The organism is Mesorhizobium sp. M1143, assembly GCF_040318435.1.
Classification (GTDB): Bacteria; Pseudomonadota; Alphaproteobacteria; order Rhizobiales; family Rhizobiaceae; genus Mesorhizobium.
Window position 1 is genome coordinate 86,803 of the sequence record NZ_JAMYMJ010000017.1, and the last position, 11,017, is coordinate 97,819.

Below are 11,017 nucleotides of genomic sequence, written 5' to 3' on the forward strand. Positions count from 1 at the left end.
ATGGACGAAAAGACCGCAAAGGCGCCAATGGGCGCTACCGGCTCAGTGCCTCGGGCCATTGTGGTGATGGGCGTCGCCGGCTGCGGAAAATCGGCTGTCGGCAAAGCATTGGCAGCAGAGGAAGGGGCCGTCTTTGTCGAAGGCGACAGGCTGCACCCACCCGAAAACGTCGCCCGCATGGCGAGCGGCGAGCCGCTCACAGATCAACTGCGTGAGGGCTGGCTCGATGCCATCGGCGAGCGGATCGCCGACCTGACCGGCAGCGGCCAAAGCGTGGTTGCCGCCTGCTCGGCGCTGAAGCGCAGCTACCGCGATCGTCTGCGTGGCTTCCGCCGGGATATCGATTTCATCTATCTGAAGATCGATCCCGCAACCGCCAAGCAGCGTGTCGCCAACCGCAAGGGCCATTTCATGCCGGCAAGCCTGGTCGAAAGCCAGTTCGCCATCCTTGAACCGCCTGGCGCCGACGAGCGGGCGCTGACGGCCGACGCCACACTTCCAGTGGCTGAAATCGTCACCGCCGTTGCCAGCCTGCTGGCCGGCGCAAAATCATGAACCACCCTCGTCGGGCAAGGCGGTTTCCGGCCGTTCGGTGAACCGGTCATGGCCTGACCAGACCATCATTTGCTCGGGATAGAGTTTCAGCGCCTCCAGCAAGCGGTCGCGCTTGAGCAATATGTACTCGGCCTGAAGCGCCATGTTCTTGGCGCCGCCGGCTCTGGTCGCGGGCTCGCCGGCCTCTGCCGGGGCCGGCACCAGTTCGGGACTTAGGACGGCGCGGTATTGGCGGAACGGATTGGTCTCGAAGGTCGACATGGAAAACAGCGCCGCCTTGCCTCTGGCAGCGAAATTCGTCGGCGCCGAAGCCAGGTGGGTCCAGCCGCTCTCGCCAAGGCCGACTTCGGTGAATGTCGAGCCGGCATGCACCGTGTTGGTCACCAACACCACGCCGTTGCTGCCAAGGATCTTCTGGATCCGGCCGGTGACCTGGTAGGCGTCGCTGCGGTCGAACATGATCCGGCTTTTCAGGAAACGGTTCTCGACCCGAACCATCGGCGGGTTCAGGAAGCGCAAGCCGAAGGTCGAATCGGATATGCCGTGAGCCCTGACGCTGAGCTGGTGTGTCTCGATGCCGGCTTCATGGAGAGCGCGTTTGCCGATGATGGTCTGGGTCGTGAACTGATCGCACCAGATGATAGCGCCGTGGCCGCGCTTCAGCGCCGCTTGCAGGCCTTCCAGGCCCTCCAGCCGGATATCAGGTGACCAGCGGCGGCCGATGAGATGCGCGGCAAGTAGCAAACGCCGGCGGTGGTTGGCGCAGAGCAAGGCCCTGAACTGCCTTTGCGCATCGATGCCATTGCCGAGCACGGCGCGCGTCGCGGCAGCGTAGCGCACGAAATCCTTGCGGATATGGCGCTTGAGGCGCAGCCCCGATACGCGGCTGCAGATCGCGGCCCACCAATTGACCGGTAGCAATGCCGCGACCCCGAGATAAAAGGCGGCCAGCAGCAGCTCGCGGAGATCCCTGTTGTTGAAGGTGCGCAACTTGCCGGCGCGGACCTGCTTGCGGCTGAAGAAGCGAACATTCTCGGCGCGTTCGGGCACCAGGATGTCGGCGATGACTTCCGTATGATAAATGACGGCGGAAGATGGTGTCCGGTCGGCTTTCCGGGATTTTCCCAACCACGGCAGCCTCATCCGATCGGTGTCCACCTGTTCTTGCGTGCGTCCGGAAATCGCTTTACTGCGTCTGCCACGGGCGCGCAATCGGCGCCGGCAAGGCCATGGTGAACGCCATTCAGGGTTCGAACTTGAAACAGGCCCTATCGGTAGCACTTCCCCAACTGGCGCCCTGGCGGCCGGCTGCGGTGGCGCTGATGGCGCCGGACCGGCCATCCCTGAGCTTTGCCGGCCTCGCCAATCTTGTCGACAAGCTCTGCGGCGATCTCGCCAGGCGTGGCGTTGCCCGCGGCACGGCCGTCGGCATCGTCTTGCCCAACGGCCCGGAAATGGCGGCCTGTTTCCTGGCGGTCTCGGCGTTGGCGACGGCGGCGCCGCTCAATCCGGCTTACGGCGAAGACGAATTCCGCTTCTATCTCGGCGATCTCGATGTGAAGCTGCTGCTGTGCGGACAAGGCATGGGCGATGCCGCGCGCAACGCCGCAAAGGGGCTCGGCATTGCGGTGCTCGACGTCGTCGTGACTGACGGCGCCAAGGCCGGCGAGTTTCTGCTGGCGGGCGACGCCGAGGTGGAGGCTGCCAGCGAGGCTCGCCTCGACGATATGCAGTTCAACGGACCCGACGATTTCGCGCTTGTCCTGCACACATCGGGAACCACGGCGCGACCGAAGATCGTCGGCTTGCGGCAGCGCAATCTGCAGGCATCGATGGCCAACATCGCCAGCACCCTGGCGCTGTCGGCAAACGATATGTGTCTCAACGTGATGCCGCTGTTCCACATTCACGGGCTGATGGCGGCGCTCAGCGCACAGCTGGCAGTCGGCGGCGCTGTTGTCTGCACGCCGGGCTTCAACCCGCTCAAATTCTACGGCTGGCTGGGCGATTTCCGGCCGAGCTGGTACAGCGCGGTGCCGACCATGCATCAGGCGATCCTGGCGCGCGCCGCCCGCAATGGCGAAACCATCGCGGCTGCGCGGCTGCGCTTCATCCGCTCGTCTTCGGCAGCGCTTCCCGACACCGTGTTCCGCGACCTCGAGCGCGTCTTCGGCTGTCCGGTGGTCGAGGCCTATGGCATGACCGAGGCGGCGCACCAGATGACATCCAACGGCCTGCCGCCGGCACGCCGCAAGCCAGGCTCGGTCGGCCTGCCTGCGGGTCCGCAGGTGACGATCCTGGACGACAAGGGGACGATCCTGCCGGCGGGTGAAAAGGGCGAGATCGCGGTGCGCGGCGCCAACATCCATGATGGCTATCTCGACAATCCGGTGGCCAATGAAGCTGCCTTCAGCGATGGCTGGTTCCGCACCGGCGACCAGGGCCTCATCGACGAGGATGGCGATCTGAAGATCACCGGGCGGCTGAAGGAGATCATCAATCGCGGCGGCGAAAAGATCTCGCCGCTCGAGGTCGACAATGTGCTGCTCGATCATCCGCTGGTGGCGCAGGCGGTGACCTTCGCCGTGCCGCACGCCATGCTCGGCGAAGAGGTGGGTGCGGCCATCGTGCTGGCCGAGGGCGCCACCGCCGATGCCGAGCAGATACGCGATTTCGCGCGCAGCCGGATCGTCGAGTTCAAGGTGCCGCGCCACATCCTGTTTCTCCAGGAGATACCCAAGGGTCCCACCGGCAAAATCCAGCGCGTCGGCCTGGCCGGCAAGCTCGGCCTGGTCTGAGGACTCTCATTTCAGCATGATCTTGTCCGAAAACCGGTTCGCACTTTTCGGGACCATGCTCTAATTTAGATCTGCGATGTCAGCTCGACCGGAAAATCATCATTGTCGGCGTCGCGCATGGCGGCGAGGCTGCGATTGTCCAGCACTTCGGCGATCGCCTGGCGCACTTCCAGCATCATGTGCCGGACTTGGCAGGTCGCCTCGTCGCAATCCTCGCAGCGCTGGTATTGCGTGCGGCTGGCGCAGGGTATGGGAGCGAGCGGGCCGTCCAGCACGCGCACGACGTGGCCGATCTTGATTTCGGAAGCCGGCCGGGCGAGGCGATAACCGCCTTCCTTGCCCTTGCGACTGAGGACGAAACCGGCATTGCGCAGCTCGCCCAGAATGGCATCCAGGAATTTCTTCGGGATGTTGTTGGCGATCGCGATGTCGTTGACGAATGCAAGCTGGCCGACCGGCAGGCCGGAAAGATGCACGAGGGCCTTGAGGCCGTATTTGCCTTTTTTGGTAAGCATGCCCGCTTCAGTTCATGAAAACCCCAACCACCCGCATCTGGCGGTTGTTTGTGTGCAAATCATGACGTTTCGCCTGAACAACCCGGTTTCGCGTAGAACAAGCCGCCCGATTGCACGTTGGGCACAAAGGCGTTGATTCTTTGTAACGTTTTTCACCGATCGCGACAGATTCCGCCTGAAGCCGTTTGTCGGCGCGCGAAAACGAAGAAGGCGGCAAAGCGCCGGCTTTCTTGTGAGGTGAGGTCGAACGCTGCTGATATCAGCGGCTGCCATAGGTCTGGTCGAGCAGACCGCCGGCGGCGAAGTGCTCCTTCTGTACCTTGTCCCAGCCGCCGAAGACGTCTTCCACAGTCAGCAGGCGGACATCGGGGAAGTCGGCCTTGTATTTTGCCGCGACTTCAGCGTTGCGGGCGCGCAGGCCATTTTCAGCCGCGATGGTCTGGCCCTCGGGCGTGTAGAGGAAGTCGAGATAGGTCTTGGCGAGGTCACGGCTGCCGTGCTCGTCGGCGACCTTGTCGACGATCGCCACCGGGAATTCGGCGAGCAGGCTGACCGTTGGCGTGACCTGTTCGAACTTGTCGTTGCCATACTCCTTGCGGATGCCGCGCGTTTCCGACTCGAAGGTGATCAGCACGTCGCCGATCTCGCGTTGCACGAAGGTGGTGGTGGCGGCGCGCCCGCCGGTGTCGAAGATCGGCACGTTGTTGAACAGCTTGGTGACGAACTCCTTCACCTTGGCGTCGTCGCCCTTGAAGGCTTCCTTGGCGTAGGCGGTTGCGGCCAGATAGGTGTAGCGCGCATTGCCCGAGGTCTTGGGGTTGGGGAAGATCACCTGCACGTCGTCGCGCACGAGGTCGTTCCAGTCCTTGATGTGCTTGGGGTTGCCCGCGCGGACGAGAAAGGATGGGAGCGAGTAGAAGGGCGAGGCGTTGTCGGGGAAATCCTTCTGCCAGTCGGCGGAGACGAGGCCTTTCTTGACCAGAAAGTCGATGTCGGTGACCTGGTTGAAGGTGACGACATCGGCGCCGAGGCCTTCGGCAATGGCGCGCGCCTGCGCCGAGGTGCCGGCGTGCGACTGGTCGACGGTGACGCCCGGATGGCCGGCGACGAAAGCCTTGTTCACCTGGGCGAACAATTCGCGGCCGACATCATAGGAAGCGTTGAGCAATTTGTCGGCCGACCAGGCCTGCGAACAGGCGAGGATCAGGCCGGCGACAGTGGCGACGCTGAGGAAAAATCGCTTCATGAACACAGGCTCCGATGTGCAATGCGTTGCCAGAACATAGCCGGGCCGGAGGGTGTACTGCGAGGCACACGGGGCAGACGTATGGCGTTGCAGCGAAAAAGAAATCGCTGAAGCAGGTTATCGGCGAAATTTCATTCCAGCCGAAATGCCGATGCGTTGGGGTTTTCTGTGGTTTGCAATTCGAGGCCGAGTGGCATATACAAATGGCATATACAAGTGGAACAGACAGGGGAGGCTGCCATGCCGCAGCACCGTCACTCGATACCACCGCCCAGGGAGGCGAAGTTGTTTCGCAACAACCGCAGTCAGGCGGTTCGCATCCCTGTCGAATTCGAGCTGCCTGGCGAGAAGGTCCTGATCAGCCGCGATGGCGACCGGCTGATCATCGAGCCGGTCCGCAAACCCGGCCTCGTCGCGCTCCTTGCCCAATGGGCGAAAGAGCCGCCGCTTGGTCCTGAAGACGACTTTCCCGAGATTCATGATGCGCCCGTGGGGCCCGAGGACATCTTCTGATGCGGTTCATGCTGGACACGAACATCATCAGCGACATGATCCGAAATCCGGCCGGCAAAGCCGCCAGTACGGCGGTTCGCGCGGGAGACGGTGCCCTGTGCACCAGCATCGTTGTCGCCTCGGAGCTGCGTTATGGCTGCGCCCGCAAGGGATCGGCCAAGCTGCTCGCCAAGGTCGAGCAATTGCTCGCCGAGTTACCTGTGCTGCCGCTCGATGTGCCGATGGATAACGAATACGGAGCACTTCGTGCCGAGCTGGAGGCCAGAGGCCAGCCAATCGGCCACAATGATCTTTTCATTGCTGCCCATGCCTGTGTGTTGGGGACGACACTGGTGACGGCCAACACCGCTGAGTTCCGTCGGATCAAGGGCCTGACGCTCGAGAACTGGCTGGAGTAGCGCCGGATCGATGTCTATGCCGCCGGGAAAAGCTTCCAGCGCCTTGGCCTGAACGCCACCCGGCTCTTCTGCGCCGCAGGATGGTCCACAGGCAGTTCGATCTCGACGCGCTGGCGCTCGCCGCCGATTTCCAGTTCGACGCGTCTTGTGCCGGCGACGCGGCGGCTGGCGGCGACCGTGCCGGCGATGCAGCCGCTGCAGCCGTCGAGCAGTTCGATATCGTGCGGGCGGAAATACAGCGTCGCATCGCCCTCGGGTGCGTGCGGCGCCGACACGCCGATCGGACGGTCGGCGAGCCAGATTTCGCCATTCTCAACCTTGACCGGCAGCATGCTCGATTCGCCGATGAAGGAGTAGACGAAGGGCGAGTTCGGCGTGTCGTAGATCTCGTCGGCGGAGCCGACCTGCTCGATGCGGCCCTGGCTCATCACCACGACGCGGTCGGCAAGCTCGAGCGCCTCTTCCTGGTCGTGGGTGACGAAGACGGTGGTGTGGCCGGTACGGTCATGGATCTCGCGCAGCCAGCGGCGGAGTTCCCGGCGCACCTGCGCATCGAGCGCGCCGAACGGCTCGTCGAGCAACAGCACCTTGGGCTCGATGGCCATGGCCCGGGCGAGCGCCACGCGCTGGCGCTGGCCACCGGAAAGTTGCGCCGGATAGCGCTTTTCCAGGCCGGAAAGCTGAACGAGATCGAGCAGTTCGGAGGCGCGTCGGCGGATTTCGGCCGCCGGTGGTCGCGACGGTCCATGCCGCACCTTGAGGCCGAAGCCGATATTGTCGGCGACCGTCATGTGCCGGAAGAGCGCATAGTGCTGGAAGACGAAGCCGACATTGCGCTCCTGGATCGAGCGGTGCGAGGCGTCCTCGTCGCCGAAGAAGATCTTTCCGCGCGTCGGCCGCTCCAGGCCGGCGATAAGCCTCAGCAGCGTCGTCTTGCCGGAGCCGGATGGCCCAAGCAGCGCGATCAGCTCACCCGACTTGATGTCAAGCGATACGTCATGGAGGGCCGGAAACCGGTCAAACTCCTTGCGTACGTTGGCAACGCGAACTTCCATGTAGATCCCTCAGTAATTTGGTGCATGTCGTTGTCCCAAAACCGGTTCCCAGTCTTGGGCGATATGCATTTAGTCAGTGCCCGCGCGTCGCGGCGATCTCGGCGCCGTAGCGCATCTCGAGAAGTGTTTTCAAGACCAGCGTGACCAGCGCCAGGCCGGCAAGCAGCGAAGCGACGGCAAAAGCGCCGACGGCGTTGTACTCGTTGTAGAGGATTTCGACATGCAACGGCATGGTGTTGGTCAGCCCGCGTATGTGGCCCGACACGACCGAGACCGCGCCGAATTCGCCCATCGAGCGGGCGTTGCACAGAAGCACGCCGTAGAGCAATCCCCATTTGACGTTGGGCAGCGTCACGTACCAGAAGGTCTGCCAGCCATTGGCGCCCAGAGAGAGCGCGGCTTCCTCGTCGCCGTTGCCCTGTTCCTGCATCAGCGGGATCAGTTCGCGGGCAACGAAGGGGAAGGTGACGAAGATGGTCGCGAGCACGATGCCGGGCACGGCGAACAAGATCTGGATGCCGTGCGCCTTCAGCCATTCACCGAACAGTCCCTGAGCGCCAAACAAAAGCACATAGACCAGGCCGGAAATGACCGGCGAGACCGAGAAGGGCAGGTCGATCAGCGTGGTTAGAAAAGCCTTGCCCTTGAACTCGAACTTGGCGATCGCCCAGGCAGCCGAAATGCCGAAGACGACGTTGAGCGGAACGGCGATCACCGCCACCAGCAGCGTCAGCCGGATCGCCGAGCGCGTATCGGGATTGGAGAGCGATTCCGTGTAGGCGCCAATGCCTTTCGCCAGCGCCTCGTGGAAGACGATGATCAGCGGCAGCAGCAGGAAGATGGCGAGGAAGGCGAAGGCCACCGCCATCAGCAGCAGCCGCACCGGCCGGCTTTCGGTCACCGCCGCCGACCGGCTCTCGTGATGCGGTTCGTAGGATTTGATCTCGGGGTCAGCCATAGCGCTTGCGACTCCATGACTGCGCCAGGTTGATGACCAGCAGCATCACGAACGACAGCAAAAGCATGATCGCCGCGATCGCGGTGGCCGCCGGATAATTGTACTCCTCGAGCCGGATGACGATCAGAAGCGGTGCGATCTCCGACTTGTAGGGAAGGTTGCCGGCGATGAAGATGACCGAGCCGTATTCGCCGACGCCGCGCGCGAAAGCGAGTGAGAAGCCGGTGATGATGGCCGGCGCCAGGCCGGGAAACAGGATGCGGGTGATGATCTGGAAGCGGTTGGCGCCGAGCGTCGCAGCGGCCTCCTCCACTTCCTTGTCGATCTCCTCCATGATCGGCTGCACCGTGCGCACGACAAACGGCAGGCCGATGAAGACAAGCGCCACGACAATGCCGAGCGGCGTGTACGCGACCTTGATGCCGAGCGGCGCCAGGAGATGGCCGATCCAGCCATTGGGCGCATAAAGAGTGGTCAGCGCAATGCCCGCGACCGCGGTCGGCAGCGCGAAGGGCAGGTCGACCATGGCGTCGACGACGCGGCGGCCGGGGAAGCGGTAGCGCACCAGCACCCAGGCGACGAGCGTGCCGAAGACGACGTTGACGGCGGCTGCGATGAAGGCTGTGCCGAAGCTGATTTCGAGTGCGTTGATGGTCCGGCGGTCGGTGGCGATCGCCCAGAAATCGGTCCAGCCGAGGGCTGCCGAGCGCCAGATCAGGCCCGACAGGGGGATGAGGATGATGAGCGTGAGGTAGGCAAGCGAGAAGCCGAGCGTCAATCCGAAACCCGGAATGACACTCGGCTGTCTGAATCGCCACCCCGCCTTGGCGGGTGCTATGGTCATGTCGTCCTGATCTAAATCCTACTGGGCCGGCTTGTAGATCTGGTCGAATATACCACCATCGCCGAAATGATAAGGCTGTGCCTTCTTCCAGCCGCCAAAAAGCGGATCGTCGATGGAGATCAGCTTGATTTCGGGCGTCTTCGGAATGTCAGCCGCATCCACCAGCTCGGGCTTGGCCGGACGATAGTGGTTCTTGGCGATGATCGTCTGGGCTTCCTTGGAATAGAGCCAGCCGAGATAGGCTTCGGCGACCTTGCGGGTGCCCTTGGCATCGACATTGGCGTCGACGATCGCCACCGGCGGCTCGGCCAGGATCGAGGTCGGGGGATAGACGATCTCGAAATTGTCGGCTCCGAATTCATTGAGCGCCAGATAGGCGTCGTTTTCCCAGCCGATCAGCACGTCGCCGATGCCCTTTTGCGCGAAGGTGACCGTCGAGCCGCGCGCACCGGTGTCGAGCACCGGAGCATTGGCGTAGAGCTTGCCGACGAATTCCTTGTTCTTGGCCTCGTCGCCGCCATCATTGGCGTTGGCATAGGCCCAGGCGGCAAGGTAGTTCCAGCGGGCGCCACCCGACGTCTTCGGGTTCGGCGTGATCACCTGGACACCGTCCTTGACCAGATCGCTCCAGTCGTGGATGCCCTTCGGGTTGCCCTTGCGGACCAGGAAGATGATGGTCGAGGTGTAAGGCGCCGAATTGTTCTCGAACTTCTTGCGCCAGTCCGGGTTGATCTTCTTCGACTTGGTGACGATGGCGTTGATGTCGCCTTCGAGCGCCAGCGTCACCACATCGGCATCGAGGCCGTCGATCACGGCGCGGGCCTGGGCGCCGGAGCCGCCATGCGATTGCTGGATGGTGACCGTCTCGCCGGTCTCGGCCTTCCAGTGTGCGACGAAGGCTTCGTCATAGGCCTTGTAGAGTTCGCGTGTCGGGTCGTAGGACACGTTCAGAATGGTCGTATCGGCAAACGCGAAACCGAGCGTGCCGAACTGGATCGATGTGGCGACCAGTGCGCCGAGCAGTTTCTTGAAATGAGGTTTGGTCATTTCCGCCTCCGTTGATGACGGCTGAACTCTATCGAATTGATAGAAATTAGATGCATTCAACGTTGCATTTTTTGTCCCCCCGAAGGAAATTTTCGCCGATATTGGGTTTCGGAAGGAAATATTTTCCTCATATTGGTCTAACCCGAATCCGGCCGGTTTGACGCTATCTAGGAGCTGACAGCGCAGAAGCAAGGCCGAGCGAGGGAAGGCTCGGTGTAGCACCGGGCGGTTCAGCCCGCAGTGATGGGAAAATCGAAGCGCAGCTTTGGATACGGCTCATCCCGAAGCGTGTAGTGCCACCACTCGCGCGCATAATTCTTGAAGCCGCCGGCGCGCATGGCGTCGAGCAGCCTTTTGCGGTTTGCCGCCGCTTCTGCCGCCAATGGGCGATGGGCGGTTTCGCTTGCCGGGTCGAAACAGTCGAAGCTGGTGCCGAAACCGAGCGTGCCGGCGCCGGCCGCGCCGCAAGCGGCGGATGACTTGTTCTTGCCGTCGCTGCGGGCGATGGCGACATCGACGGTCGAGCCGCGCGAATGGGTGGACAATTCGCCGATATAGCCCTTGGCGATGAGGTCGCCGCGCTGCACCTGAGGGTACCATTGCGGATCGGGCGGGCCGCCCTCTCTGGTCCATTTGCCCATGTCGGCAACGGCGCGGGCCGGGCGGTAGCAGTCGAAGACGACCAGCGTCAGGCCATCGGCGGCGAGCGCTTTCTGCACACCGGACAGCGCTTGCGCAGCTTGCTTCGTGAGGATGCAGATTGGGGCTTCGTAGCCATCGGCCTTGCGATGCAGGAAATTTTCCAGGCCGGCATAGCGGATGTCCTGGCGGATCGAGGGATCGACATCGGCCAGGCGGACGAAGCCGGCGGGCAGGGGATCGGCGTCGGCGGGGGAGCAAGTCGAAACGAACATGGATAGGGCTAAGGCCAATCCTCGATGCAAGCGCTTCGGCACACCCCCCTCGGGGGGGGGGGGGCGGGGGGGGGGGGGGGGCGGGGGGGGGGGGGGGGGGGGGGGGGGGGGGGGGGGGGGCCGCCCCCCCCCGGCGGGGGGGGCGGCGAAGTTAAGCAACCAAACCCCCAGAGG

Annotated in this window: 12 protein-coding genes; 4 read left to right on the forward strand and 8 right to left on the reverse strand. The window is 63.2% G+C overall.

Annotated elements, in window-relative coordinates; genetic code table 11:
- Positions 1–555 (forward strand): gluconokinase, encoded by a 555-nt coding sequence (locus tag NKH35_RS14675; RefSeq protein ID WP_023673072.1) that lies wholly within the window; start codon positions 1–3, stop codon positions 553–555.
- On the opposite strand, the gene NKH35_RS14680 is transcribed toward NKH35_RS14675, so the two are convergent.
- Entirely contained in the window at positions 550–1,683 is a 1,134-nt protein-coding gene (locus tag NKH35_RS14680) for a lysophospholipid acyltransferase family protein (RefSeq protein ID WP_352915085.1), read from the reverse strand. The two genes, NKH35_RS14675 and NKH35_RS14680, sit on opposite strands and share 6 nt — an antisense overlap.
- Positions 1,684–1,784: 101 nt before the next feature.
- Between NKH35_RS14680 and NKH35_RS14685 the strand changes: the two genes are divergently transcribed.
- Positions 1,785–3,353 carry an acyl--CoA ligase gene (locus tag NKH35_RS14685; RefSeq protein ID WP_023690804.1) on the forward strand — a complete coding sequence of 523 codons (1,569 nt, stop codon included), beginning with the start codon at positions 1,785–1,787 and terminating at the stop codon, positions 3,351–3,353.
- A gap of 65 nt (positions 3,354–3,418) precedes the next feature.
- On the opposite strand, the gene NKH35_RS14690 is transcribed toward NKH35_RS14685, so the two are convergent.
- The gene (locus NKH35_RS14690; RefSeq protein ID WP_023673075.1) at positions 3,419–3,868 is read right to left on the reverse strand and encodes an RrF2 family transcriptional regulator; all 450 of its coding nucleotides are present in this window, start codon (positions 3,866–3,868) and stop codon (positions 3,419–3,421) included.
- A gap of 259 nt (positions 3,869–4,127) precedes the next feature.
- Entirely contained in the window at positions 4,128–5,114 is a 987-nt protein-coding gene (locus NKH35_RS14695) for a sulfate ABC transporter substrate-binding protein (protein WP_023707711.1), read from the reverse strand.
- Positions 5,115–5,354: 240 nt separating this feature from the next.
- On the opposite strand from NKH35_RS14695, the gene NKH35_RS14700 reads away from it, so the two are divergent.
- Complete coding sequence (locus NKH35_RS14700; RefSeq protein ID WP_023687970.1) at positions 5,355–5,627, forward strand: AbrB/MazE/SpoVT family DNA-binding domain-containing protein; 273 nt, start codon at positions 5,355–5,357, stop codon at positions 5,625–5,627.
- A complete protein-coding gene (locus NKH35_RS14705) occupies positions 5,627–6,025 on the forward strand; it encodes a type II toxin-antitoxin system VapC family toxin (RefSeq protein WP_023725412.1) in 399 nt (132 codons plus the stop codon). Before NKH35_RS14700 ends, NKH35_RS14705 begins: the two co-directional genes overlap by 1 nt.
- A 14-nt stretch (positions 6,026–6,039) precedes the next feature.
- Here NKH35_RS14705 and NKH35_RS14710 read toward each other — a convergent pair whose 3' ends face one another.
- The 5 genes from NKH35_RS14710 to NKH35_RS14730 form a co-directional block, all read right to left on the reverse strand.
- Positions 6,040–7,080 carry a sulfate/molybdate ABC transporter ATP-binding protein gene (locus tag NKH35_RS14710; RefSeq protein ID WP_023673079.1) on the reverse strand — a complete coding sequence of 347 codons (1,041 nt, stop codon included), beginning with the start codon at positions 7,078–7,080 and terminating at the stop codon, positions 6,040–6,042.
- A gap of 73 nt (positions 7,081–7,153) precedes the next feature.
- Positions 7,154–8,038: a sulfate ABC transporter permease subunit CysW gene (gene cysW, locus NKH35_RS14715; protein WP_023690809.1), complete on the reverse strand. Its 885-nt coding sequence runs from the start codon at positions 8,036–8,038 to the stop codon at positions 7,154–7,156.
- Entirely contained in the window at positions 8,031–8,882 is an 852-nt protein-coding gene (gene cysT, locus NKH35_RS14720) for a sulfate ABC transporter permease subunit CysT (RefSeq protein ID WP_023687973.1), read from the reverse strand. The genes cysW and cysT overlap by 8 nt, the downstream gene beginning before the upstream one ends.
- 18 nt (positions 8,883–8,900) lie before the next feature.
- Complete coding sequence (locus NKH35_RS14725) at positions 8,901–9,929, reverse strand: sulfate ABC transporter substrate-binding protein (protein ID WP_023673082.1); 1,029 nt, start codon at positions 9,927–9,929, stop codon at positions 8,901–8,903.
- A 230-nt stretch (positions 9,930–10,159) separates the two neighbouring features.
- Positions 10,160–10,843 carry a M15 family metallopeptidase gene (locus NKH35_RS14730; protein ID WP_352915101.1) on the reverse strand — a complete coding sequence of 228 codons (684 nt, stop codon included), beginning with the start codon at positions 10,841–10,843 and terminating at the stop codon, positions 10,160–10,162.
- Positions 10,844–11,017: the final 174 nt, after the last annotated feature.

What these genes read in the sequence shown, in the direction of transcription:
- NKH35_RS14675 (WP_023673072.1), top strand. Translation starts at nt 1, where the DNA reads ATGGACGAAAAGACCGCAAAGGCGCCAATGGGCGCTACCGGCTCAGTG.
- NKH35_RS14685 (WP_023690804.1), top strand. Translation starts at nt 1,785, where the DNA reads ATGGTGAACGCCATTCAGGGTTCGAACTTGAAACAGGCCCTATCGGTA.
- NKH35_RS14690 (WP_023673075.1), bottom strand. Translation starts at nt 3,868, where the DNA reads ATGCTTACCAAAAAAGGCAAATACGGCCTCAAGGCCCTCGTGCATCTT.
- NKH35_RS14695 (WP_023707711.1), bottom strand. Translation starts at nt 5,114, where the DNA reads ATGAAGCGATTTTTCCTCAGCGTCGCCACTGTCGCCGGCCTGATCCTC.
- NKH35_RS14700 (WP_023687970.1), top strand. Translation starts at nt 5,355, where the DNA reads ATGCCGCAGCACCGTCACTCGATACCACCGCCCAGGGAGGCGAAGTTG.
- NKH35_RS14705 (WP_023725412.1), top strand. Translation starts at nt 5,627, where the DNA reads ATGCGGTTCATGCTGGACACGAACATCATCAGCGACATGATCCGAAAT.
- NKH35_RS14710 (WP_023673079.1), bottom strand. Translation starts at nt 7,080, where the DNA reads ATGGAAGTTCGCGTTGCCAACGTACGCAAGGAGTTTGACCGGTTTCCG.
- cysW (WP_023690809.1), bottom strand. Translation starts at nt 8,038, where the DNA reads ATGGCTGACCCCGAGATCAAATCCTACGAACCGCATCACGAGAGCCGG.
- cysT (WP_023687973.1), bottom strand. Translation starts at nt 8,882, where the DNA reads ATGACCATAGCACCCGCCAAGGCGGGGTGGCGATTCAGACAGCCGAGT.
- NKH35_RS14725 (WP_023673082.1), bottom strand. Translation starts at nt 9,929, where the DNA reads ATGACCAAACCTCATTTCAAGAAACTGCTCGGCGCACTGGTCGCCACA.
- NKH35_RS14730 (WP_352915101.1), bottom strand. Translation starts at nt 10,843, where the DNA reads ATGTTCGTTTCGACTTGCTCCCCCGCCGACGCCGATCCCCTGCCCGCC.